This is a genomic window from Corynebacterium frankenforstense (assembly GCF_030211955.1).
Lineage (GTDB): Bacteria > Actinomycetota > Actinomycetes > Mycobacteriales > Mycobacteriaceae > Corynebacterium > Corynebacterium frankenforstense_A.
The window spans coordinates 130,376-154,561 of sequence record NZ_JASODI010000004.1 but is presented as its reverse complement, the minus strand read 5'-3'; the positions used below and the strand labels follow the sequence as shown (position 1 = coordinate 154,561).

Annotated in this window: 20 protein-coding genes and 1 pseudogene; 7 read left to right on the top strand and 14 right to left on the bottom strand. The window is 70.2% G+C overall.

Annotation, left to right across the window (positions count from 1 at the left end; genetic code table 11):
- The 8 genes from QP119_RS03685 to clpB form a co-directional block, all read right to left on the bottom strand.
- The coding region (locus QP119_RS03685; RefSeq protein ID WP_284773723.1) for a YPDG domain-containing protein at positions 1–2,866 on the bottom strand (2,866 nt) is incomplete at its 3' end.
- 466 nt (positions 2,867–3,332) lie between these two features.
- Positions 3,333–4,562, bottom strand: a complete 1,230-nt coding sequence (locus tag QP119_RS03680; RefSeq protein ID WP_284773722.1) for a glycoside hydrolase family 76 protein — start codon at positions 4,560–4,562, stop codon at positions 3,333–3,335.
- An 89-nt stretch (positions 4,563–4,651) separates the two neighbouring features.
- On the bottom strand, positions 4,652–5,323 hold the full coding sequence (locus QP119_RS03675; protein WP_284773721.1) for a TrmH family RNA methyltransferase: 672 nt from the start codon (positions 5,321–5,323) through the stop codon (positions 4,652–4,654).
- A complete protein-coding gene (pyrE, locus tag QP119_RS03670) occupies positions 5,310–5,864 on the bottom strand; it encodes an orotate phosphoribosyltransferase (protein WP_284773720.1) in 555 nt (184 codons plus the stop codon). Before pyrE ends, QP119_RS03675 begins: the two co-directional genes overlap by 14 nt.
- An 11-nt stretch (positions 5,865–5,875) precedes the next feature.
- Positions 5,876–7,222 (bottom strand): hypothetical protein, encoded by a 1,347-nt coding sequence (locus QP119_RS03665; protein ID WP_284773719.1) that lies wholly within the window; start codon positions 7,220–7,222, stop codon positions 5,876–5,878.
- A 59-nt stretch (positions 7,223–7,281) separates the two neighbouring features.
- A complete protein-coding gene (locus tag QP119_RS03660; RefSeq protein WP_284773718.1) occupies positions 7,282–8,118 on the bottom strand; it encodes a sulfurtransferase in 837 nt (278 codons plus the stop codon).
- A gap of 42 nt (positions 8,119–8,160) precedes the next feature.
- Positions 8,161–9,075 (bottom strand): CAP domain-containing protein, encoded by a 915-nt coding sequence (locus tag QP119_RS03655; protein ID WP_284773717.1) that lies wholly within the window; start codon positions 9,073–9,075, stop codon positions 8,161–8,163.
- Between the two features lie 193 nt (positions 9,076–9,268).
- The gene (gene clpB, locus QP119_RS03650; protein WP_284773716.1) at positions 9,269–11,830 is read right to left on the bottom strand and encodes an ATP-dependent chaperone ClpB; all 2,562 of its coding nucleotides are present in this window, start codon (positions 11,828–11,830) and stop codon (positions 9,269–9,271) included.
- Between the two features lie 466 nt (positions 11,831–12,296).
- On the opposite strand from clpB, the gene QP119_RS03645 reads away from it, so the two are divergent.
- Positions 12,297–13,196 (top strand): SDR family oxidoreductase, encoded by a 900-nt coding sequence (locus QP119_RS03645; RefSeq protein WP_284773715.1) that lies wholly within the window; start codon positions 12,297–12,299, stop codon positions 13,194–13,196.
- A gap of 35 nt (positions 13,197–13,231) precedes the next feature.
- Entirely contained in the window at positions 13,232–13,633 is a 402-nt protein-coding gene (locus QP119_RS03640) for a hypothetical protein (protein WP_284773714.1), read from the top strand.
- Here QP119_RS03640 and QP119_RS03635 read toward each other — a convergent pair.
- Together QP119_RS03635 and QP119_RS03630 are read right to left on the bottom strand one after the other, a co-directional pair.
- Positions 13,630–15,090 (bottom strand): DHA2 family efflux MFS transporter permease subunit, encoded by a 1,461-nt coding sequence (locus QP119_RS03635; protein ID WP_284773713.1) that lies wholly within the window; start codon positions 15,088–15,090, stop codon positions 13,630–13,632. The two genes, QP119_RS03640 and QP119_RS03635, sit on opposite strands and share 4 nt — an antisense overlap.
- A 130-nt stretch (positions 15,091–15,220) precedes the next feature.
- Positions 15,221–16,576, bottom strand: coding sequence for a sodium/glutamate symporter (locus QP119_RS03630; protein WP_284773712.1), 1,356 nt, complete (start codon positions 16,574–16,576; stop codon positions 15,221–15,223).
- A gap of 335 nt (positions 16,577–16,911) precedes the next feature.
- Between QP119_RS03630 and QP119_RS03625 the strand changes: the two genes are divergently transcribed.
- The 3 genes and pseudogenes from QP119_RS03625 to QP119_RS03615 all read left to right on the top strand — a co-directional run bounded on the left by QP119_RS03625 (position 16,912) and on the right by QP119_RS03615 (position 19,549).
- Positions 16,912–17,283 (top strand): hypothetical protein, encoded by a 372-nt coding sequence (locus QP119_RS03625; protein ID WP_284773711.1) that lies wholly within the window; start codon positions 16,912–16,914, stop codon positions 17,281–17,283.
- Positions 17,284–17,290: 7 nt separating this feature from the next.
- Positions 17,291–18,351 (top strand): annotated as a pseudogene (locus QP119_RS03620) (LLM class flavin-dependent oxidoreductase).
- A 16-nt stretch (positions 18,352–18,367) separates the two neighbouring features.
- A complete protein-coding gene (locus tag QP119_RS03615; protein WP_284773710.1) occupies positions 18,368–19,549 on the top strand; it encodes a hypothetical protein in 1,182 nt (393 codons plus the stop codon).
- A 22-nt stretch (positions 19,550–19,571) separates the two neighbouring features.
- On the opposite strand, the gene QP119_RS03610 is transcribed toward QP119_RS03615, so the two are convergent.
- Complete coding sequence (locus QP119_RS03610; RefSeq protein WP_284773709.1) at positions 19,572–20,366, bottom strand: carbon-nitrogen hydrolase family protein; 795 nt, start codon at positions 20,364–20,366, stop codon at positions 19,572–19,574.
- An 89-nt stretch (positions 20,367–20,455) separates the two neighbouring features.
- Between QP119_RS03610 and QP119_RS03605 the strand changes: the two genes are divergently transcribed.
- Positions 20,456–20,716: a hypothetical protein gene (locus QP119_RS03605; protein WP_284773708.1), complete on the top strand. Its 261-nt coding sequence runs from the start codon at positions 20,456–20,458 to the stop codon at positions 20,714–20,716.
- The gene (locus tag QP119_RS03600) at positions 20,701–21,855 is read left to right on the top strand and encodes an alpha/beta hydrolase (protein ID WP_284773707.1); all 1,155 of its coding nucleotides are present in this window, start codon (positions 20,701–20,703) and stop codon (positions 21,853–21,855) included. Before QP119_RS03605 ends, QP119_RS03600 begins: the two co-directional genes overlap by 16 nt.
- On the opposite strand, the gene QP119_RS03595 is transcribed toward QP119_RS03600, so the two are convergent.
- The 3 genes from QP119_RS03595 to grpE form a co-directional block, all read right to left on the bottom strand.
- The gene (locus QP119_RS03595) at positions 21,800–22,228 is read right to left on the bottom strand and encodes a heat shock protein transcriptional repressor HspR (RefSeq protein WP_284773706.1); all 429 of its coding nucleotides are present in this window, start codon (positions 22,226–22,228) and stop codon (positions 21,800–21,802) included. The two genes, QP119_RS03600 and QP119_RS03595, sit on opposite strands and share 56 nt — an antisense overlap.
- On the bottom strand, positions 22,225–23,403 hold the full coding sequence (dnaJ, locus tag QP119_RS03590; RefSeq protein WP_284773705.1) for a molecular chaperone DnaJ: 1,179 nt from the start codon (positions 23,401–23,403) through the stop codon (positions 22,225–22,227). Before dnaJ ends, QP119_RS03595 begins: the two co-directional genes overlap by 4 nt.
- A gap of 164 nt (positions 23,404–23,567) precedes the next feature.
- Positions 23,568–24,179, bottom strand: a complete 612-nt coding sequence (gene grpE, locus QP119_RS03585; RefSeq protein WP_284773732.1) for a nucleotide exchange factor GrpE — start codon at positions 24,177–24,179, stop codon at positions 23,568–23,570.
- Between the last annotated feature and the right edge of the window lie 7 nt (positions 24,180–24,186).

Sequence of the window (24,186 nt, the reverse complement as noted above, 5' to 3'; positions counted from 1 at the left end):
TGTAACCGTCGTCGTCGTCATCCTCATCAGTGACGTCCGGCTTACCGTCCTTGTCGGTGTCACGCTGAACAGTGATGGTGACCTTCTCGGTCTTCTTCGAACCATCCGGGTTCTCGACGGTCACCGAGATCTCGAAGTCACGCTCCTCTTCGTCCTTACCCCAATCATTGACCTCCGGAGTACCGGAAATCTTGTTGGACTCAGGATCGAAGTCAACGCCCTTCGGCAGATCCTTCTCATCGACAGTGACCTTCGCGTCCTTGTCGGCCGGCGTGATCGTGACGTCCTCGATCGGGTTACCCTCGACGACAGTCTGATCACCGTTGGTGATCTCCACACCCTCAACCGGGTCAATCACCGTGGCAGGAATCGAGTTCGAATCCTTGGGATCAGAACCCTTCTCCTTCTCCTGCTCGTCGGTGTAACCGTCGTCGTCGTCATCCTCATCAGTGACGTCCGGCTTACCGTCCTTGTCGGTGTCACGCTGAACAGTGATGATCTTCTCTTCCGGACCAGCAACAACCTTGTCGTTCTCGTCCTTGATCGTCACCATAACGGGGACATCGCGGGACTCCTCGTCCTCACCCCAGTCCTTCAGCTTCTCCGGGGTGCCGGTGACCTTACCGGTAGCAGGATCCTCAATCTCCAGACCAGCCGGCAGACCCGTGCTCTCGACCCTGCCATTTTCCGGAACATCCTTAGCGGTGTCGAACGGAGCCGATTCCTGCCCCTCGACAACGGTCACCGGTTCATTGTTGACCTCAGCTGTGGTCATATCGACCCAGCTGAACTTGGCCTTCACAACATCCTTCTTGGCGCCATCCGAATACGTGATTTCGACGGGAACCTCGAAGTCGGTAGCGGTGTCCGCCCCAAGCTCATCCGGCGCCTTGACAGTCACCTTGCCAGTCTTGGGATCCACAGAAACCGTGTACCCCTCCGGCGCCTTGTAATCCTCCGGAAGCGCATACGCTGCGACATTCTTTCCAGGGGTGACCCGGACCTTTTCTTCATCGGAGGCGTCGTCCTTTGCGTAGGCGGGCAGCACCTCCTTGGTCTCGCCAGCGCTGATTTCGGTGTCCTCGTAGGTCGGCTCGTAGTCGACCAAAACCCGGAACGCCTTAGCATCAACAATGTCACCGTTGATCAGCAAACGCGACTGATAAATTTCACCGTTTTTTGCACCATCAGGGACCTTGAAAGCACAATCCCCGATGGTCCCAGCCGCGGAAAACGCGCACGGGTCACCGATGTTCTTGCCAGTCGGATCCACCCACTGGATCGCGTAGTTCTGCCCCGGGTAGATCGTCGACTGCACCGTTGGAGTGACGGCCTCACCCCGCTTGGCGGGATTTTCGCCCGTATCGTGGTCGATCGTGAGCTTGGCCTCGTCGGGATTCGGGACAACAGCGAAATGCACATTGTAGAGCGAATTTCGTGGGGCCTGCCAGAACGCCGAAGTGTGAGGGCCATCGTTCGGGTCATAGAACGCCGGAGTGCCCCAGGGCGAATACGACGCCAAAATCTCGTCATTCGGGCCCACAACGAAGCCGTAGAGCGAATCAGCTCCCGGAATCGACTTGAAGCGCACGGTGTACCGACCCGAGTCGCCGTCAATTGGTGCGACCACCGTCTCGGCAATGTAGTCCTTATTGCCCTCCAGAATCTCCCTCTGCGCCTGCGCACGCTGGGCGATAGGCATTGACTGCGTGCTCCGCAGGGCTGCAAGCCCCTCCGGAGTCAGGACAGACATAACCACCCGGTTACCGCTAGCAACACTCTCGTTAACGGAGGACGGGAAAGCTGCATTGACATCGGGCTCCTTCGACTCCCACCAAACCTTACCGCTGACCATGTTACGGCCGTTACCTCCGCCAGATTCGGGGTTCGAAGGCGTCGGACGCGGTCCCGCATTATCAGACTTCCACTCACCTCGCGGCCGAGTCAGATATTCGAGATTCTGCTCTTCCGGAGCTTCATAAGCGAATATCCCGCCCCTCTGAATCGAGCGCTCTTCAGTAACGAAAGTACCGAAATACCCGTCACGTCCAGGGTTTCTGAACGCCACACTCTTACCTGGAGATTGCCGCAGAGTTCGCAACTCGCCGCCAGCGGGACCAGCCTGGTTCGGAGCAACCCACACCTTGACCCGCACATCACCGATCAGGCTCGACGGATGGAAAACATGAAGGACACCGTTCGCGTCCACCCAGTTCAGATGTCCGAAGCCGAACGTCCCTTTGCCCCCGTTAACACCAGGAAGCGTATGCGTCTTCGCTTTGAAGACGGGACTCGCCGGAGAATCCTGATCCATCCATTGCATATAGACCGTGACGCCATCCAACCTTGCAGCCGAGTTGGTTGTCGTGTCGTAGGAGCCACCATTATCCAAGAACAGACGACCCGAGTACGTCCCCTGACCAGCCGCACCCGAGACGAAATTGTCAGTGTTCTTAATGGAGCCATCTGCAATGACGTCGGCATCGATCGGGTCAGTGGCATCGGGCAAGTAGGCAGCCGGAGAACCATTCCAATTGGTCGCCTTTGGGAACTTTTTGGTCAGCCCCTTGGGGGATACGGCCGTCGGAGCCATTTCCCCCCTGGCAACTGCAGCACCATCGTGAGATTCTGCCGGATTGTTGTCGTCGCTCGCATCAGCATTTTCGTTTGAGGCGTCGCTCTCCTGCGCCACAGCGGCCGGCACGATACCGGTGCCCTGCGGCACAACAACAGAGCCCGTGACGGCCAGAGCGGACGCCGCACCGGCGGCGACCAGGATACGGATCCGGCGCTTGAGGCTCAGACCCTCGACGGCGTTGCGCCGAGAGCCCCCTCCCCGCCGGAAAATAATCTGTGAGCTGTTCAAGGAACTTGTTCCTTCCAAGACGTCCGGCACCTCATCGAGGGGCCGGTCCTACAAGACAGGGGCGACCGGACGCCAGCGGGACGGTTACGTGCAGCTGGGTAAATCTTGGACGCCGCCTGAACTCACCTTAGATGCTTTTTCAGGCTCCTCCACGGCCACCAGCTTGTGTAATGACCTCAAAATAGGCCCCATGCCTCAATCTGCGCGTATGTATACACATAAGTCCAGAGCACAGGCCTATCAATTTGACCGTCTTATATGCATATTCGCACCGAAAGGTACAGGTCACACCCCTTTTCGCGATACAGAACCTCAACACCCCCTTGACAGGTTCCCCACAGATTGAAACCCATTCAGTAATATTCCTCACAGCCGGGAACCATTCTGAATTTCTCGGCTAATTCCCCCGATCCGCGGTCAACCTTTCGGATGGCCGAATCTACAACCCCCGGCCCCCGAGCCCCACCTAGGCCGCAGCCTGCGTGCCCTGCAGCTCGATGCGCGCGGCGGCCTCCATGAGCATCCAGCCCGAAAGCTGCACCGAAAGGTCCCGCTCGGCGATGCGCACCATGCCCGTGTGCTCGGCCAGCGAGTGCGGGCCCAGCCCGAAGTTGTGCGGCAGGCGGGCGTCGTCGGTCCAGTCCGTGGCGAAGACGGGCAGGCCGTCGACCTCGAGGCGGTGGTTCCAGACGCTGTCGGCGGAGTTGAACACCAGTCGGCGCGCGATCTTCTTCGTCGCCCGGTTCGCCGGGCTATCCGCCGGCAGGCGCACGGCCACGTCCGCGAGGTAGCGCGCCAGGATCCCCTTGAACAGCCCACCGTCGCCGTCGCCGGTGTCCCAGTCGATCACGCCCTGCGGCGTGGCCATCTCCAGGGCCAGCGCGTGCACCAGCGAGCGCACGAAGGTGATGTAGGGCATCGCGTCATCCACCCGGTCCGCGTCCGCCCAGCCGGAGATCGACTCGTCGGCGCTGAAGCCGGCGCGCTCGCGCAGCGCCAGGGCGATCTCGAGGCACGCACCCAGCATCACGCCCTGGCAGTAGGGGTGGATGTCGCGCACCAGCTCGGGGCCGTGCATACGCATCCTCAGGCCGTCCATGACCAGGCCGTCGTCGTTGATCAGGTTCTCCATGACCCAGTAGACCACGGCGATGGCCTGGTCGAGGCGCCCGGTGCGCGCCATCATGATCGCCGCCGGGCCGTTGGAGGGCACGTTGTAGAAGGTCTCCCCCACCCGCCAGGGCAGCACGCCGGTCAGCCCGTCGATGCCCGCCAGAATCGCCTGTTCGAGGTCCCGGGTCTGCTTCTTGGTGCCCCGCCCGGTGTGCTCGTTGATACGCCCCAGAGCCAGCGAGAGCCACGCGCGGTCGTCGTAGTAGCGGTTGCGGGTCAGCTTCCCGCCGTTGCGGATGCGGATGCCCCGCACCGTGTGGCGCACCCGCGCCCGGCGGGTCTTGGTGCCGCGGCGCTCGAAGGCGTCGATCAGGCAGTCCAGGTAGTGCGCCTGCCACCAGTAGTGCCAGCGCACGAACAGCGACTCCTTGGTCGTCGGCGGCCAGGCGGTGACGGCGAGGTTCGTGCGCGGCAGGCCCCACAGCTTCGACGCGTGGCGCTCGTTGATGGCGTTCTCCGCGAGGTCGGCGCGGTGCGCCCACTTCTCCGAGGCCGCGTGCTCTGTACCGGTGGTCTCCGCCACGTCTCCCGTCCTGTGCTTCCAGCTCGCCGCGCGCCCGCGCGGTCGTGGTTGTCGTCCCGTCACATATTAGCGCCCACGGTGGGTAGTGCTCACCACGCGGCGGAAAGATCCGCGTGCCGGCGCACCCAGGCGTGCATCGCGATGCCCGCGGCCACTCCGACGTTGATCGAGCGCGTCGAGCCGAACTGCGCGATCGAGCAGGTCATCTGCGCCGCCTTCTGAGCGGACTCGGTGACCCCGGGGCCCTCCTGACCGAAGAGCAGCAGGCAGCGCCGCGGCAGCTCGGCGGTCTCCAGGGGCACGCTGCCCGGGGTGTTGTCCACCGCGACCACCGTCAGGTCCTCCCCTGCGGCCCAGTCCATCAGGTCCGCGACCGTGTCGTGGTGCATCAGGTGCTGGTAGCGGTCGGTGACCATCGCCCCGCGCCGGTTCCAGCGGCGCCGGCCGACGATGTGGACGGTGTCGACGGCGAAGGCGTTGGCGGTGCGCACCACCGTGCCGATGTTGGCGTCGTTCTCGAAGTTCTCGATGGCCACGTGCAGCGGGTGGCGGCGGCGGTCGATGTCCGCCACGATCGCCTCGCGGCGCCAGTAGCGGTAGGCGTCGACGACGTTGCGCCGGTCGCCGACGGCCAGGAGCTCCGGGTCCAGGCGCGCGTCGTCGGGGACGGGCTCGCCGGGGTGTTCCTCGGCCCAGGGGCCGACACCGTGGCGACCCTCGTTCCACTCGGTGGGGCCGGGGGCTCTGTTACTCGAGTCCAAGGTCGGCCAGGCCCAGCAGGTGGCGGTACTCCAGGCCCGCGTCCGCGATGACCTTGTCCGCGCCCGTCTCCCGGTCGACGACCGTGGCCACGGCGACGACCTCGGCACCGGCCTCGCGCAGCGCCTTGACGGCCGTCAGCGGCGAGTTGCCGGTGGTGGTGGTGTCCTCGACGACCAGCACCTTGCGGCCGGCGACGTCGGGGCCCTCGATGCGGCGCTGCATGCCGTGCTTCTTGGCCTCCTTGCGCACCACAAAGGAGTCGATCGGCCGGCCCTCGGCGTGCAGGACGGCGGTGCCCACCGGGTCGGCGCCCAGGGTGAGGCCGCCGACGGCGTCGAAGTCCAGGTCAGAGGTCAGCTGGCGCAGCAGCTTGCCGATCAACGGGGCGGCCTCGTGGTGCAGCGTCGCCCGGCGCAGGTCGACGTAGTAGTCGGCCTCGCGGCCGGAGGAGAGGATGACCTTGCCGCGCACGACCGCGAGTTCGCGGACGAGTTCGGCCAGGCGGTCGAGATCGGAGATGGCGACGTCGCTGATGCTCATAGCCAGAAAGTCTAGCGCCCCGCGTCGTCGCCCCGGGCCGTCTCCTCCCCCTCGGCGCCGCCCTCGGCGAGCGGGTCGTGGCCGAGCTCGGCGGTCAGGTCGTCGAAGATCGACGAGCCCATCGAGCCGCGGCGCACCACGCGGGTGCCCTGATGGTCATCGGTGGCCTCGCCGGTATGCCCGCCTTCGGCGATGGCGTCGACCTCGTCGCCGCCGAGCGCGCGCGGCTCGACGACGCCGTGGGCCTGGGCGCGCGCCCGGGAGGGCATCTCGAGCGGCTCCTCGGGGCGGGCCACCGGGTTCTCCGGGGCCTCCGGAGCGTGCTCGGGCTCGCGGGCGCCGGCCTCGGGCTCGTGCGGCGGCGGGGTGGTCCGGCTCGGGTCCAGCCCGTCGGTGTCCAGGGGAACGCCCGCGCCGCGCGGCGGCAGCACGCGCGCGGCGTCGGAGAGCAGGCACAGCGGGGCGAGGGCCGCCTCGGCCTCCTCGACGCGGGTGCCGCGGGCGAGCTCGGCGAGCGTCCAGCTCGACTCGCACCAGGCGGCGGTCACGGCCGAGGGCATGGCGGAAAGCGCCCGCCCGACGCGGGCGTCGAGGAAGCGGGCGGCCGCACCCTGGTCGGAGGCATGCACGGTGAAGCCGGCGGCCTCGGTGACGTCCACCAGGTCCGAGGACTCCTCGCCGACGGAGCCGGCGCGGCGCATGTCCACCACGACCGGGGAGGCCGCGCCGCGGCGCACGGCGAGCACCGGGCTGCGGCCGAGGTCCAGCAGATGGAACTCGTGCTCGGCGCCGACCTCGTCGGCGAAGGTGCCGCTGACGACGTCGCGGGCGGGTGCCCCGGCCGCGGCGGCCCCGCGGGACCACTCGTCGGTCAGGTACTCGTCGGCGCGCGCGAAGCTGAAGCCGTTCTCCTCGGCCCAGGCGCGGCGCTCGCGGCGCAGCGCGCCCGGCAGGTGCAGCCCGCCGCGGCGCTGCGGGGTGGGCTCCGGCTCGGGGGTGGGCTCGGGTTCGGGCTCAGCCTCGGGTCCGGGTTCCGGCTCGGCTGCGTTCACCGGCGCGGCGGCGGACGCTGCGGCCTCCGGGGTCTCGGGCTCCTCGACGACCTCGACGTCGAGCGGCTCCTCGTCCACCGGCTCAGGCGCAGGCTCCCGCTCGGGTTCGGTCTCAGCCTCGGGGGCCTGCCCGGCCTCCCGCTCGGCGTCAGGCGCCGGCTCGGGCGCCGGGGCCGCCGCGTCCGCCTCCGGGCGGGCGTCGGGCGCGCCCGTGGAACCACCGCGGCGTCGGGAATCGAGGCTCCACAACGCCAGGGCGGCAAGCAGCGCGAGGGCGGCGAGCAGGAAGAGCAGAGTCGGAATCACGCTCTAGAGCCTATCGTCACCGCGCCCGGCCACGCGGGCGGGCGGGGCCGGGGATCCGTCTAGAGGGAGCTCTCGATGGGCAGGTCGTGGTAGGACCACTGCGACCAGCCGCCGATGTAGTGCGCCGCGCCCGGCAGGCCCGCCAGCTCCATGCCGGCGAGCAGCTGCGCGGAGTGGTTGCCCGAACCGGAGTAGACGCAGGTGCGCTTCGCGTCCTCGGGGCCGGTGATGCCGACGGCGCCGAAGATCTCGCGCAGCTCGCCGGGGCTGCGGAAGGTGTTGTCCTCGTTGAGCAGGCTGCGCACCGGCACGTTGACCGCGCCTGGGATGTGCCCGGCGCGCACGTCGAGAAGCTCGCGGCGCCCGGCCCAGCGGTCGGCCTCGCGGGCGTCGATGAGCAGCCCGTCGAACTCGCGGACCTCCTCAAGGTTGAGCACCGGCATCTCGCCGACCTCCGGCTCGAAGCGCGAGGTGCCCGGCAGGGTGCCGGGGCCGGCGATGTGCATGCGGTCCTCGGAGAGCCACTTGGCCAGACCGCCGTCCAGGATGCGGACGTTGGTCAGGCCGGCCCAGCGCAGCGTCCACCAGGTGCGCGCGGCGAGCAGGCCGCGGCCCTCGTCGTAGACGACGACGTAGCTGTCCTCGTCGACGCCCCAGTTCTGGATCCAATCGCGCAGGCGCATCGGCTCCGGCAGCGGGTTGCGGCCGACGTGGAAGTCCGGCACGCTGCTGAGCGCGGCGGCCGGGTCGCAGTAGACGGAGGTGGGGATGTGCTCGGAGGCGAACCGGGTGAAGCCCGCGTCCTTGTGCGGGCCCCAGTAGGTGGCGATGAGGCTGACCGCCGCACCGCGGGCGAGGAGCTCGTTGAGCTGGGACGTCGAGACGAGGTTGGTCATAGGTCCGATCTTATGCAGACCGGGCCGGGTGCGCAGTGTGACTTAGAACGGCAGCAGACCGCTGTTCATCAGCCACGCGCCGATCGGGATGAGTATCGAGATGACGCCGAAGATGATGCCGATGATCTTGCCGGCCTCGGTGTTCGAGCTGAGCGAGGAGAGGTCGGGGACGTTCGGGGTGTAGTTGCCGTCGCCCGGCTTGGTGGTGTCGCCCGGCTTGTCGCCGGGCTGCTCACCGGGCTGCTCGCCGGGCTTCGGGGTGCCACCCTGGTTGCGGAAGGTGAAGCCGCCGGGGTCCGGGGTGGCCGCCGAGAACTCCGTGGTGCCCTTGATGTCCAGCGGTGCCGTGCTCGAGGGGAACGAGCTGTGCTGGGTCGAGCCCCACTTGCCGATGAAGGCCGCGCCCACGTAGTCACTGGCGGGGTTGAGCACGTTGTGGAGGTGGCCGCCACCTGAGAAATCTCCCTTGGCAGCCCGCAGGCCACGCTCCTCACCGTAGGTCAGCGCCTTGAGGCAACCGGTCAGCGAGAAGTTCCCACACAGGTTCTCGCCCCACGCGCCGTTGCCGTTGACCGTGGCGGACGAGGAGCTCGAGCCGTCCGGGCGCGTGTGCGACAGCCCACGGGCGTCGTACTGCTCGAAGGCACGCTGGTAGGCGATGCGCTCCAGGTCACCGCTCCACTGCAGCCGGTTGACGTAGGCGGCCTTGTCCGGCTCGAGCTGCTGCAGGCCCGTGCCCTCGAAGGGCATGTTCCTGTCCCACATGTCCGCGCGGACCTTCTTCAGGTAGTTCAGCGCGGTCTCACGGTCAGCGGCGGTGTTGACGTTGACGGTGCGGGTGACGACGGTCCCGTTGCCCATCTCGACCCCGAGGGTCTGGGAGGGGGCGGCGAGAGCCTGGACGGGGGCGGCCAGCACGGCGAGCGCGGCGCCGGCGGCAATGATGATCTTCCTCATGCCCGGAATTTTATATTGTGGGCAGTTTATTTTCAGCATTCCTTAAAGATTTCGGGGAGTGCTCCGCACTGCGAGCGATCAGGGAAGACGGGGCCGGTGAGAGGCCGGAGAGCAAAGATCCGGCAGCAAAAAGGGCCGCAGTTCGGCGTGAACTGCGGCCTTTTTTGTGCTTACCGCCTCAGCGGAGTGCCGCTCAGCGGGCCGCCTCGATGGTCAGGTTCTCGCCGCCGTCGGCGACGTCCACCTCGACGGTGTCGCCGTCGACGATGTTCCCGGCGAGCAGCTCCTTGGCCAGCCGGTCGCCGATCGCCTGCTGGATCAGGCGGCGCAGCGGCCGGGCACCGTAGGCCGGGTCGTAGCCGCGGTCGCCGAGCCAGCTCTTCGCGGCGTCGGAGACGTGCAGGCTCAGGCGGCGCTGCGAGAGCCGCTCGGCCAGGCGCGCGACCTGGATCTCGACGATGTGGGTCAGCTGCTCGTGGCTGAGGGAGTCGAAGATGACCACATCGTCGAGGCGGTTGATGAACTCCGGCTTGAAGGCCTTCTTCACCGCCGCCATGATCTCCTCGCGCGAGCCACCGGCGCCCAGGTTCGAGGTCAGGATCAGGATCGTGTTGCGGAAGTCCACGGTCCGGCCCTGCCCGTCGGTCAGCCGACCGTCGTCGAGCACCTGCAGCAGGATGTCGAAGACGTCCGGGTGGGCCTTCTCCACCTCGTCGAAGAGCACGACGGTGTACGGGCGCCGCCGCACGGCCTCGGTCAGCTGGCCGCCAGCGTCGTAGCCGACGTATCCGGGGGGAGCGCCGACCAGGCGCGCGACCGAGTGCTTCTCGCCGTACTCGGACATGTCGATGCGCACCATCGCGCGCTCGTCGTCGAAGAGGAACTCGGCCAGCGCCTTGGCCAGCTCGGTCTTGCCCACGCCGGTCGGCCCCAGGAAGAGGAAGGAGCCGGTCGGCCGGTTCGGGTCGGCCACCCCGGCGCGCGCCCTGCGGGTCGCGTCCGAGACCGCCGTGACGGCGTCGAACTGCCCGACGACGCGCTTGCCCAGCTCGTCCTCCATGTGCAGCAGCTTCTCGGTCTCTCCCTGGAGCATCTTGCCGGCGGGGATGCCGGTCCACGCGGAGACGACCTCGGCGATGGTGTCCGGGGTGACCTCCTCGGTGAGCATGGCGCCCGCACCGCGGGTCTCCGCCGCGCCCTCGGCCTCGGCGAGCTCCTTCTCCAGCTCCGGGATGCGCCCGTAGCGCAGCTCGGAGACGCGGGCGTAGTCGCCGTCGCGCTCGGCGATCTCGGACTCGTTGCGCAGGTGCTCGAGCTCCTCCTTGGCCTTCTGGACCTTCTCGATCGCGCCCTTCTCGTTGGCCCACCGGGCCTTGAGCTCGGCGAGCTTCTCGCGCTCGTCGGCCAGGTCCGCGCGCAGCTGGGTCAGGCGCTCGGCGCTGGCGGCGTCGGACTCCTTCTCCAGGGCGATCTCCTCGATCTCGAGGCGGCGCACGATGCGCTCGGCCTCGTCGATCTCCTGCGGGGAGGAGTCGATCTCCATGCGCAGCCGGCTGCCCGCCTCGTCGACGAGGTCGATGGCCTTGTCCGGCAGGAAGCGGCTGGTGATGTAGCGGTCCGAGAGCTGCGCGGCGGCGACCAGGGCGGAATCCTGGATGCGCACGCCGTGGTGCACCTCGTAGCGCTCCTTGAGTCCACGCAGGATGCCGACGGTGTCCTCCACCGAGGGCTCGCCGACGTAGACCTGCTGGAAGCGGCGCTCGAGCGCGGCGTCCTTCTCGATGTACTTGCGGTACTCGTCGAGCGTGGTCGCGCCGACCAGGCGCAGCTCGCCGCGGGCGAGCATCGGCTTGATCATGTTGCCGGCGTCCATGGAGCCCTCGCCGGCGGCACCCGCGCCGACGATGGTGTGCAGCTCGTCGATGAAGGTGACGATCTCACCGTTCGAGTTCTTGATCTCCTCGAGGACGGCCTTGAGGCGCTCCTCGAACTCGCCGCGGTACTTCGCGCCGGCGACCATGGAACCCAGGTCGAGCGAGATCAGCGTCTTGCCCTTGAGCGACTCGGGCACGTCGCCGGCGACGATGCGCCGGGCCAGGCCCTCGACGATGGCGGTCTTGCCCACGCCGGGCTCGCCGATGAGCACCGGGTTGTTCTTCGTGCGCCGGGAGAGGACCTGGACCACACGCCGGATCTCGGAGTCACGGCCGATGACCGGGTCGATCTTGCCCTCGCGGGCCCGGGCGGTCAGGTCGGTGGAGTACTTCTCCAGCGCCTGGAACTGCCCCTCGGGGTCCTGGTTGGTCACCTTGTGGGAGCCGCGCACCGTCGGGAACGCGCCGGTGATCGCCTCGTAAGTCGCGCCGCGGCCCTTGAGCAGGTCGGCGGCGTCGGAGTCGCCGCGGGCGATGCCCGCGAGCAGCACCTCGGTGGAGACGTACTCGTCGCCGAGCTCGCCGGCCAGCTCCTGCGCCGCGGTCAGCGCGTTGAGCGCCTCGCGGTTGAAGTTGGGGTTGGCCATGTTCTGCCCGGAGGCGGAGGGGTAACCCTCGACGAGCTTCTTGGCCTCGTCGAGCACGGACTGCGGGTCCACGCCCGCAGCCTTGAGCACGGGCGCGGCCACGCCCTCCCCCTGCTCGAGGACGGCGACCAGCAGGTGCGCCGGGCGGATGTCGGGGTTGCCGTTCTGGGAGGCCGACTGCAGGGCCGCCTGCAGCGCCTCCGAAGTCTTCGTGGTGGGGTTGAAGGAGCTCATAAGTGTGTGTGCCTTTCATTGACGACGCCGCGCCGGTCACCCCGGCGCGCGCCGCACGGTTTATTGTTCACCCTCCACAACGCCGCAGAGGTTGAGTCCATTCCACTCAAGGCGAAATTCTTTGAGTCGCTGGCACTCAACTTTAACCATCCGCGCCTGAACGTGCCACGCGCAGGCGACGCGCGCCCCGACCCCACGCCGCGTGCTGACACCGTCCCCGCTAATCGCGCACGATTCCGGCGGTTGGCCGATCCGTGTGAGATTAGACCCCCTTCTAATCTCTCAAGGTTTCGCCCGAGTGCACATCCATGAGAGTTTTCGCCCTCAGACACCGCGCCCTGCGGATTTTCCTCACCCCTGTGACACGTTCGGCCCATGCCGCAACTCCTCTACCCCGCCCGCAGCCGGATGGCGCACCTCCCCTCATTCCCGCGCGCGACCCGCGCAGACCTGCGACACTGTCGCCATGACAAACCTCCTGCGCCATCTCCGCTCCGCAGCCTCGCTGGCGACCTTCCTGCCCGTCAACCTGCCGCCGGTGCGCCCCGGTGAGACCGCCCTGGTCACCGGCGCGACCAGCGGCATCGGCCGCGCGGTGGCCGAGGCCTTACGCGACGCCGGCTTCCGCGTGCTGGGCACCTCGCGCGCCCCGCACAAGGCGAACGCGCCCGAGGGCGTCGAGCTGCTCCCCCTCGACCTGGCCGACCCCGCCTCCATCGCCCTGCTGCCCGGCGAGCTGCGCAACCGCGGGCTCTCCGGCAGCGCGGACGGCGGGGTGACCGTGCTGGTCAACAACGCCGGCGAGTCCCAGAACGGACCCGTCGAGGAGCTGCCCCGCTCCGCGCTCGAGCGGATCTTCCAGATCAACACCATCGGCCAGATCGAGGTCACCCAGAAGGTGCTGCCCGGCATGCGCAATTCCCGGCGCGGCCGGATCGTCTTCATCGGCTCGATGCTCGGCAGCTTCCCGCTGGCCTACCGGGGAAGCTACGGCGCCTCCAAGGCCGCCGTGCGCCAGTTCGCCTTCGCCGCCCGCCGCGAGCTGCGCGGCTTCGGCGTCGGCGTCTCCGTGGTCGAGCCCGGCGCGATCGCCACCGGGCTCTCGGCCCGGCGCACCGTCTACGTCGACCCCGAGGGCCCCTACGCCGACGAGTTTTCCACCATGCTGCGCCGGCTCAACCGCAACGAGTCGCGCGGCATCCCCGCCCACCGCGTCGCCGCCGAGGTGATGAAGCCGATCACGGCCACCCGCCCCGCGGCCCTCTACGCGGTCGGCTCGCAGGCCCCGCTGGCCTTCGCCGCCGCCCGCCTGCTGCCCCGCGACGCGATGGCCGGCATCCTCGCGCGCCGCCACGGCCTGGAGTGACCCGGCCTACGCTGACCCCGCCTAACCTGGGTGCCATGTCCATCCGTGTCACCCCGGCCGAACTGCCCGCGAAGCTCGACGAGTACGGCCCCGGCATCCTCGTGCCCACCCCCGAGCGCGACTTCCCGCGCGTCCACGAGGTGCTCGTGCGCCCCGCCGGCGAGGGCGTGCTCGAGATCCCCGGCTCCATGGCCGGCCCCGCGCTGCGCCGCCTGCCCGAGAACGACCACATGACGCTGATCTTCCAGCCGCGCGACCCGCACGGCTGGGTGCTGCTCGTCGACGCCCGCGGCGCGGCCGTGGCCGCGCCCGCCGCCGACGGTGACTGGTTCTGCGACGGCGATCGGGTGGACGTCGGCAAGCAGGAGACGCTGCTGCGCCTCACCGTCGCCTCCGCGATGCTGCACCGTGCCGGCGAGCTGAAGCCGGGCAACTAGGCGGCCGGCTCCTCGGCGATCGTGGTGACCTTCGCGGCACCCGCGCCTTCCTCGGGGCGCCGGATGAACGCGGCGAAGACGACGGCGACGGCCAGCAGCACCGTGTTGACCAGGAACGCCCAGCCGGCACCGGCGCCCACGGCGGCCGGGTCGCCGCCGCGGGACTCGGCGACGACCTCGTAGACGGCGATGGAGACCGCCGTGCCGGCCGCGCCCGCCAACTGCATGACGGTGTTGAAGATCGCCGAGCCGTGGCTGTAGATCTCGCTGGGCAGCGAGGACAGCGCGGTGGTGATCAGCGGGGTCAGCGTCATGGCCATGGAGACCGCGAAGAGCGCGTAGATGGCCAGGATCAGCCCGTAGGGGGTCTCGTGGTCGACGGTGGACAGCCAGAAGAGCGCCACCGCGCCGACGGCCACGCCGGGCCCGATCAGGGGGCGCGGGCCGAAACGATCGAACATCACACCCGAGACCGGCGAGAGCACCGTCTCGACCAGGCCGCCGGGAAGCGTGGCCAGGCCGGCCAGCAGCGCCGTGGTCAGCAGGGCCCCCTGCAGGTAGAGCGGCAGCAGGTTGGCCACGCCCAGCATGGCGGCCTGGAAGAAGAGCAGGACCACCGCGCAGAGCACGAAGTTGCGCACGGTCAGCGGGCGCAGGCTCAACAGCGCCCGCTCCCCCATGGCCAGCTGGCGCCAGACGAAGAGCGCCAGGCCGATCACGCCGACCACGGCCATGGCGACGGCGATCGGGGCGGCGTCGGTGCCGCGCACGATCGCGCCGATGGAGCTGAGCGCGTAGACCAGCCCGCCGAAGGCGAAGGCGGAGAGCACCACCGAGACCGCGTCGAGCGGGGCGATGCGGGTCTCGCCGACGTTGGTCATCCGCCAGGCGGCGAAGAGCCCGGCGACGACCACGAGGCAGGCCATGATCCAGAAGGTCGTGTGCCAGGTGGAGGCGGACATCACGGCACCGGCGAAGGTCGGCCCGAGTGCGGGGCCGACGGCCATGACCACGGAGATCGCGCCCATTACGGTGCCGCGCCGGGCCGGCGGCACGATGGTCATGACCACGGTCATCTGCAGCGGCAGCACCATCGCGGTGCCCACGGCCTGCAGGATGCGCCCGCCGAGCAGCACGCCGAAGCCGGGAGCGAGCGCGCAGGCCACCGAGCCGAGCAGGAAGAACACGGCCGCCGAGAGGTAGACGGTGCGCGTGGTGAAGCGGTCCAGGATCCAGCCGGTGGTCGGCATCATCACGGCCATCGTCAGCATCACGGCCGTGAGCAGCCACTGGGCGGTGGCGGCGGCGACCTCGAAGTCCGCCATGATCACGGGCAGGGCGACCGAGAGGGCCGTCTCGTTGAGCAGCATCACGAACGAGGTGGCCACCAGGGTCGCGATGACGGTCACCGCGGTGGCGTCGAGCTTCTCGGACTCGGGGGCGGGTGTCTGGCTCATACGCGCTCCTTCAAAACAACGAAAAAGGCCTCCGCGCATTCGTCCGGTTGCGCGGGGCCTTCAATGAAATTGTGGTTGGTGCAGGTCAAGCGAAGGGCAGTCTATCCACGCATCACCCGACCCGCAACGGTCAGCCGATTATTTTCCGTCTGGCCTCGTCCTGGGTGTGCCCGGGCAGCCAGCGGAAGACGAACGGCGTGGCCAGCACCACCACGGCTATCACCGTGGAGACGATGCCGAGGCCCATGGTCCAGCCGGCCACGGCGGCGATCGGGGCGACGATGGTCATGCCGATCTCGAAGGGGACGAAGCCGATGTAGGCCACGCCGTACTCGTTGAGGGTGCCGGACTTCATCTTCGGGTCGACGATCTTGAGCAGCGCGATACCGGTGGCCACGGCGGCGGTGGCCCAGCCCCATTCGAAGAGGCCGCGCTCGAGCCAGTTCTTGCCGAAGTAGATCGGCGAGGCGATGAAGAAGAACAGCGTGCACCACACGGTGCCCAGCACGAAGAGGATGACCAGCGGGACCAGGTAGTCGGCGATGGCCGAGGGGATGATCGAGGCGATGCCGAAGGCGATCAGGTAGTCGGTGGCGCCGCCCGAGACGGAGTTGACCGTGTCGCGGTCGAGGTAGTCGCGCGCGCCGACCATGTTCATCAGCAGCTTGACCACGATGCCGACGACGAAGGACATGGCGAACAGCGGGATGGAGACCGCCGGGAAGAAGTCCTTGATCAGGTCGTTGACAGAGTAGGCGATCATGATCACCAGGGCGATGACACCGACGTGCAGGGTGACGGCCTCAATCGAGGAGGGGTTGGTGGTCGCCTTGCCGATCGAGGGGCGCGCCTCCTGCTCGGAGATGTAGCCGGAGCGCATCTCCTTGGGCAGCACGCCGGGCACGGTCGAGGCGCGCCCGGTGCGGATGCCCCAGTTGGCGAAGATGACGCCGCCGACGATGGCCGCCAGCGTGCCCACGGTCGCCGAGGTGAAGCCCAGCGAGCTGGCCACGCCGTCGGCACCCGCGGCATCCAGGGAGGAGCCGACGGCCGCGGCGGTGCCGAAGCCGCCGATGAAGCCGGTCGGCAGCATCATGCCGAACCAGTCCTCGGTTCCCCAGACCGGCTTGAACAGGAAGATGCCCAGCAGGATGAACAGGCCCCACTGGATCATGAACATGCCGGTCGAGTAGGACCACATGGTCTTCGCGCCCGAGCGCACGGAGCGGTCGAAGACCATGGAGAAGGGCATGGAGGCGAAGACGGCGGCGATCAGGATCGTCGTGTAGTCGCCCATGTTCTCGGAGAACCCGATCCAGCCCAGCGCGCCCGGCCCGAGCAGCAGGCCCAGCAGGCCGCCGATGATCGGACTGGGCAGCAGCAGCTGCTGGAACCAGGGGACAGTGCGCCGCAGCACGTTGCCGATGACCATGAGGATGGAGATCCATCCCACGTCGATCAGCAGGGAAAAGGGGGTGTATTCCACTTCTGCTCCTCGTGAAGATCCGTCAGGGTCCGGGACCGTCCGGAGACTGTCCGATTCGCGGACGGCGCACCATCCTTCGGGAGTGCACCAGACAACTACTTTAGTTCCCGGCGTCGGGCGCCACACCACCAGCTCGGTCACACCACGCTCCCGAGAGGCTCGGTGACATGTACACATCCGTCGACGTCGTCGTCATCGGCGCCCCGTGCGCGTCGAGTCGGTGCGCGCGATTGACGACGTCCTGGTGGTCACCGCCGCGGGCGGCGCCCGTTGGCGCGCCGCGGCCGGTGGTCGAGAACACCGGCATCCCCTCCTGACCGGAGTACCTCGAGGGCGTGGCGGCCGGCACGCTCGTCTCGCGCGGGCCGCTGGCCCCCGCCATGGCGCACGATGTCGTCTTCGGCGAGTCGCGCGACGTCGCCAAGCAACAACTCGTAGTGCCGGACAGTCGGGCGCCGCAGCCCCGGCCCGCGCACGCCGACGTCATCTTCTTCAACACGGGCTTTAGGCCCGCGCTCGGACATCTGGCGCCGCTGCGGCCGCGCAAGCCGGGCGGCGGGATCCGGATGCGCGACGAGGTCGCCCCCGAGCGCGAGCCACGGGTGCCGCTCGCGGGCTACGGCTCGACCGCGTCGACGGTGGGTGCGACGCGTGCGGGACGGGATAAGGGGCGTGCGGCCGCGAAATTGTTGACACGTCATCCATAGTGGCCGCATGAAATACTTCGGATGCCTCTCTTCGGACACCACGCCATCGGGCACCAGAGCGGCCCCGACGCCGGCGAGAGCCTCACCCAGGCCGTCGAGCTGGCCCGGCGCGCCGACGCGATCGGCGTCAACGGCGCCTACTTCCGCGTCCACCACTTCGCCCCGCAGCACTCCTCGCCCATGAGCCTGCTCGGCGCGGTGGCCGGCGCGACGGAGAACCTCGAGGTCGGCACCGGCGTGATCGACATGCGCTACGAGAACCCGCTGCACCTGGCCGAGGAGGCCGCCACCCTCGACCTCGTCTCCCGCGGGCGGGTCGCTCTCGGCGTCTCGCGCGGCTCACCCGAGCCGGCGCGCCGCGGCTGGGAGGCCTTCGGCTACACCGCCGAGGCCCCCGACGGGCGCGACATGGCCCGGCAGAGGTTCCTGCGCCTGCTCGCCGCCGCCGACGGCGAGGCCATGGCCGTCTCCGACACCCTGGAGAACCAGTACCCGCAGATGTACCACCCGGGCGTGGGGCTGCCGGTCTTCCCGCAGTCGCCGACGCTGCGCCGCCGCATCTGGTGGGGTGCCGGCTCGCACGCCACCGCCGAGCAGGCCGCCCACGACGGGGTGAACCTGATGAGCTCCACCCTGGTCAGCGAGGCCGACGGCTCCTCGCTCGGCGACCTGCAGGCCGAGCAGATCGAGCGCTACCGCACCGCGTGGAAGGCCGCGGGCCACCCCTGGACCCCGCGCGTGTCCGTTTCCCGCTCCGTCTTTCCCATCGTGACGGGGCGCGACCGCGAGCTCTTCGGCACCCTGGCCTCCGGCGACCAGGTCGGCTCGCTCGGCGAGGGCGTGCCCGTCACCTTCGGCGGCACCTACGCCGCCGAGCCGGACAAGTTGATCGAGCAGCTGCGCGCCGACTCCGCCGTGATGAGCGCGGACACCCTCATGCTCACCATCCCCAACCCGATGGGCGTGGAGGTCAACGCCTCGATCCTGGAGAACTTCGCCCGCCACGTCGCCGGCGAGCTCGGCTGGCAGCCGGGCACCCCGGCCACCGACATGACAGGGCTGGAGTGACCCTAAGATTGGGCCCATGCCCGCCAGCTTCGCCGACCTCGCCCGCCTGATCCGCGGCCACGCCGACATCTTCGCCGACGCCGTGCGCGGGCGCCTGGCCGAGGACCTCGGCCAGGCCGCGGCCGTGCCCTCCCTGCGCGCCGCCGAGCCCACCGTCGCCCACGCGGCCGCCTGGGTCCTCGAGCACAACCCGGAGCCACGCTCCGGGCACCTGCCCGTCCTCTCCGACGAGGTCGCCGCGCGCCTCGCCGCCGTGGCGCGCGCCGAGCGCCGCCACGGCCTGCCCGCCGCCCGCTACGCCGCCCAGGCCACCGCCCTGCGCGCGGGCCTGCGCGCCGCACTCAAGGCCGCCGGCGCCCACTACACGCTGGCCGCCGCCCGCGCCGAGGACCTCGCCGAGGTCTGCTGCGCCCACATGGCCGACGCCGACCTCGCCGACGCCCGCGCCGGCGTGCCCGCCGCCTCGGCCGGGCAGGTCATCTCCGTCGAGCGGCCCGCCCGCCGCATCGCCGTGATCTCCGTGGACACCGGCCTGCCCGTGGCCTACACGCCCGGCCAGCGCCTGCCCACCACCGCCACCTACACCCCCGGGGTGTGGGTGCCGCTCGCCCCGGCGCTGCCCGCGGACGCGATGGGCCAGCTGCGCTTCCACCTCGACCTCTCCACTGACTGCCCCGTCCACGACCTGGGCCGGGCCCGGGTGGGCGACCAGTGGGTCTTCGGGCGCCCCGAGGGCGGGCTGCGCCTCGACCCCGCCGACCCGCGCCCGGTGACGATGATCGCCCACGGCACCGGCTGGGCCCCGCTGCGCGCCCTGGTCACCGCGCTGCTCAGCGCGCGGACCCACCCCGAGGTCCACGTGGTCCTGCACGCCGAGTACCCCGGCGAGCTCTACGACCTGCCCGCGCTCGCCACGCTCGCCGCGGCGACCTCGTGGCTGACGGTCACCGCCACCGCCGCGCACCCCGCCGACGCATGGTGGGTGCACTCGGCGGTCGCGCTGCCTGCCGACGGTTCCGGGGTCGGGGCCGTCACCACCGTCGCCGAGCCCGTCGAGGCCGCGGGCGACCTCACCGGCCACCGCGTCATCGTCGCGGGGCTGCCGGAGGCCGCCGCGGCCAGCGCGGCCGCCGCCCGCGCCGCCGGCGCCGCCGACGTGCAGGTCGAGGACTTCTCGCCCGCCTTCAGCTGGGACTAGTCCTTCGGCTGGGCGCCCGCGCTCAGCGCGGCAGCACCGGCAGCACGCGGCGCTGCTCCGCCACCGCCTCGGTGTCGATGTCGGCGTAGATGATCCCGGGCCGGTCGCCGGCCTCCTCGATGATCCCCGCGTCCGGGCCCACGACCACCGAGTGGCCCACGCCCGTCGGCCCGTCAGTCTCCCCCTCGGGCAGCGCCTGGTCCGCGCCGACGATGTAGCAGCCCGTGTCCATCGCGCGCGCCCGGGTCACCAGCAGCCACTGCTCGAGCTTGCCCGGCCCGTCCGCCCAGCTCGTGGGCACCACCACGGCGTGCGCGCCGCGGCAGGCCAGCTCGCGGAAGAGCTCCGGGAAGCGCAGGTCGAAGCAGATCGCCACGCCCAGGCGCACCCCGTCGACGTCGAAGGTGACCACGCGCCCGCCGGGCTTGACGGTGGCGGACTCCTCGTAGTCGAAGGCGTCGTAGGTGTGGACCTTGTCGTAGTGCTCGTCGACGCCGTCCCCGACGATCAGCGCGGTGTTGAACACACGGTTGACCGTCCTGCCGTCGTGGAAGGCCTGGTCGGCCGGGCGGAACATGCCCACGACCACCACGGTGCCCGTCTCCTCGGCCACCGCGCGCACCCCCTCCGCGAAGGGCCCGTCGAGCTCTTCGGCCCGCTCGTCGAGGCGCCCGGTGCCGAAGGCCTGAGAGCTCGCCTCGGGCAGCACGACCACGCGCGCGCCCCCGGCCGCCGCCTCCCGGACCGCCTCGGTGACCGTGACCAGGTTCTTCTCCGGGTCGCCCGTGGACAGGATCTGTGCCGCCGCAATTCGCATGGTCCCAGGGTATGTGGATGGGCCAGAGTTATCCACAGGTTCGCCCCTCGCCCCTCGCCCCGCGCGCGCCGGCACGCTGCAATGGGGCCATGACCGAGAACCTGATCCTCACCGACGCCTTCCGCTCCCGCGTCCGCGCCGCGCTGGCCGCCGTCAACGCCCCCACGATCGCCGTCCCGCTCACCGACCCGCCCCGCACCGCCGCCGCCCTGACCCGCGCCCTCGCAGCCTGGAACGGCACGCTCTCCGAGCGCGCCCGCCGCCGCGCCGAGGTGCTGGCCGACCTCGGTTCGCTTTCCGACGTCGCGTTCGCCGCCGACGCCGAGACCGCCGCATGGCTCCGGCGGTGACGGCGCAGTACCTGCGCGCCGCGGCCGCCGCTCTGCGGGCGGCCGCCGCCGGCGCCCGCGCCACCGGCCGGGACTGGGCCGCCGAGGAGTCCGCCCTCGCCGTCGGCGTGGCCGGCGGCCCGGCGGCCGGGGTCGCGCGCCTGGCCGAGACCTCCCCGGCCGTCAACGAGACGGCCGCGCAGATGACGGCGGTCGCCTCCGTCCTCGACGTCTCCGCCTCGCTGCACGAGCGGCTCATCGGCTGGGAGGGCCCGCTGGCACACCTCGCCGACGCCTTCGGCGAGGTCCTCGACCGGCGCTGCGCCGAGGAGGTCACCGCCCTGTGCACCCCGCCGGCCGGCCCGCCCGGGCGCAGGCTCGGCGACCTCGGCGGCCTCTCCCCCGACGCCGTCCACGAACTGCAGCTGACCGAGAACCCGCGGCTCGCCCCGCTCTTCGACGGCGGCGAGGCCCGGCTGCTCGAGGCCGGCCCCGACGGCGTCGTCGCCGTGGTCGGTGACCTCGACTCGGCCGAGACCACGCTCACCTTCGTCGCCGGGGTCGGCTCCTCGAGGCCGGAATCCTGGCCCGGCTACCTCGGCCGGGCCCGCGAGCTCAACCAGGCGACGGGCGCGGCGACCGTCATGTGGCTCGGCTACCGCGCACCGGCGACGCTGACCGGCGCGGTGGCGCGCGAGCCCGCGGCCAACGGCGCGGCGGACCTGCGCACCTTCCAGGCCGCGCTGGCCGCCCGCAACCCCGGGCAGCGCCGCGTGGTCCTCGGCCACAGCTACGGCTCCGTCGTCGCCTCCCGGGCCGCCCGCGATCCGCACCCGCCGCTCGAGGCCGACGCCCTGGTGCTCGTCGGCAGCCCCGGTGTGGACGCGAAGAACGCCGGCGAGCTCTCGCTCGCCGGCGCAGGTGGGGTGCACGCGATCACCTCGAAGGCGGACCCCATCGGCCTGACGGTCGACGACCGCGCCGGGGTGCACGGCCGGGACCCGACCTCCCCCGGCTTCGGGGCGCGCGTGTGGCACGCCGGCCGGGGCGTGGACCACAGCGGCTACTGGGAGGACCCGGTCACGCTCGCCGCGCTGGCGGCGATCACGCGTGGTCCGGGCGATTCGACCGGCGTCTACGCGCCCCGGGGCTCCACATGACCACGGCCGTCGACCGCGGCACGGGCACGAGCTCGCCGCCGCGGGCGCGGGCGGTGTGCGCCTCGCGCAGGGCCTCGTTCTCGGCCTCGAGGTCGTCGACGCGGCGCCGCAGCTCCGCGTTCTCGCGGTCGAGGTCCAGGATCGCCTTGATCCCGGCGAGGTTCACGCCGTCGACCTGGCTGAGTTTCTGCACCCGGCGCAGCAGCACGACGTCCTCACGCGAGTAGCGTCGTCCGCCGCCGCGGGTGCGCGCGGGGGTCACCAGGCCGAGGCGGTCGTAGGTGCGCAGCGTCTGGGCGTGCATGCCGGAGAGCTGCGCGGCCACGGAGATCACGAAGACCTCCTCGGTGACCTTCTCGTCCTTGCCGCTCATCGCCGCGCCCCCTCCCAGTCGGCCCGCGGGTCGAAGCCGGACTCACGCTCGGCCTGCGCGTAGGTGCGCAGCGCGGAGGTCGCGGCCGCGTCCAGGTGGGTCGGCACGCTCACCTCGACGGTGACCAGCAGGTCGCCGCCGTTGATGCCACGCCCGCGCACCCTGAGGGTGCGCCCGTCGCGGGTGCCGGCGGGGATCTTCACGCGCACCGGCGAGTCCAGCGTCGGCACGGTGACCGTGTCGCCGAGCGCCAGCTCGGCGAAGGACACGGGCACGGTGACCTCCAGGTCGTCGCCCTTGCGGGTGAACACGGCGTCGTCACGCACGTGGACGGTGACGAACAGGTCGCCGGACGGCCGCCCGTTCGGGCCGGCCTCGCCCTGGCCCGCCAGGCGCACCTTCTGGCCGTCGATGACGCCGGCGGGGATGCGCACGGTGATCGAGCGGGTGCGGTGCACGGTGCCGGTGCCCGAGCAGGTGGTGCACGGATCCTCGATGACCTCGCCGGTGCCCTGGCACTTCGAGCACGGCGCGGAGAACCCGAAGGCGCCGCGCTGCTCGTTGGTGAAGCCGGAGCCCTCGCACTCGGGGCAGGTCGCCTTCTCGCCCGAGCGGGAGCCCGAGCCGTGGCAGGTCGCGCAGGGTGCCTCGCCGGAGATCTGCAGCGGCAGGGTCGTGCCCTTGGCGGCCTCGCAGAACTCGAGGGTTATCTGCGTCTCGACGTCGGCCCCCCGGGACGCCCGCCGCGACCGCGACGAAGCACGCCGGCGACCGCCACCCCGATTGCCAAAGATGTCACCGAAGAGGTCACCCAGACCGCCTTCTGCAGAAAATCCTCCACCTTGTCCGAAGATGTCGTTGACGTTGAATCCGTCCGCGCTCCGCGTCGACGTGCGAAACCCACCGGGCGGGAACCCGGTACCTCCGAATCCGCCGTGGGCGATCATCGCCCGGAACTCGTCGTAATCCTTGCGCTTCTTCTCGTCGCCGACGACGTCGTAGGCCTCCGCGGCGCGCTTGAACCGGGCCTCGGCGGCCTTGTCGCCCGGCTTCTTGTCCGGGTGGTTCTCGCGTGCGATCTTGCGGTAGGCGCGCTTGATCTCGTCGTGGCCCGCGGACGAGGAGACACCCAGGTCCGCGTAATAATCTTTGTCTGCCCATTCACGTTCAGCCACTGGGCATCTCCTCCTTCCGCCATCGTCTTCATCGGTGGGCGGGCTAACTGAATACGGTGCTAAATCTGTCTAACTAAAAGTGCCAAATGTCCGGCCCGGGGGCCGGGACCGGTGCTCGAGGCCGGTCCGGGCCGCCGGCTCGCGCCGACGGCCCGGGAGGCGGGTCAGGCCTCCTCGGTGTTCTCCGAGTCGCCGTCGTCCGCCGGGGCGTCGCCCTGCGGGTCGCCGATGATCACCATCGCGGTGCGCACCGTCTTCCCGCCGAGGGAGAAGCCCTGCCGCAGGACGTTGCCGAGGACCTTCTCGTCACCGGTCGAGGCGTCCTGGACGGCCTCGTGGATCTCCGGGTCGAAGGGCTCGCCCTCGACGCCGAAGGCCTCCAGGCCCAGCGAGTCGAGCGTGCCGCGGAACTTGTCCGCGAAGGACTTCAGCGGTCCGTCCTCGAGGTCGCCGTGGCGGCGGGCCAGCTCGAGATCGTCGAGGATCGGCAGCAGCTGGCCGACCACGCCGGCGCGGGCGTGCTCGACGGCCGCCTGGCGTTCCCGCTCGGTGCGCCGCCGGTAGTTGGTGTACTCGGCGGTGACCCGCTGCAGGTCCTCCGTGCGCTCGGCGAGCTCAGCCGCGAGGCCGTCCTCGGCCGCAGGCTCAGCGGCCTCAGCAGCCTCGGCCGCGGCGTCGTCCACCACGGCCTCCGCCTCCTCGACGGCGGCCTCAGCGGACTCGGGGCTGGTGGCCTCCGGGTCGGTCGCCTCGGGGGAGCCGGGGTCGTCGCTCATCGGGTTG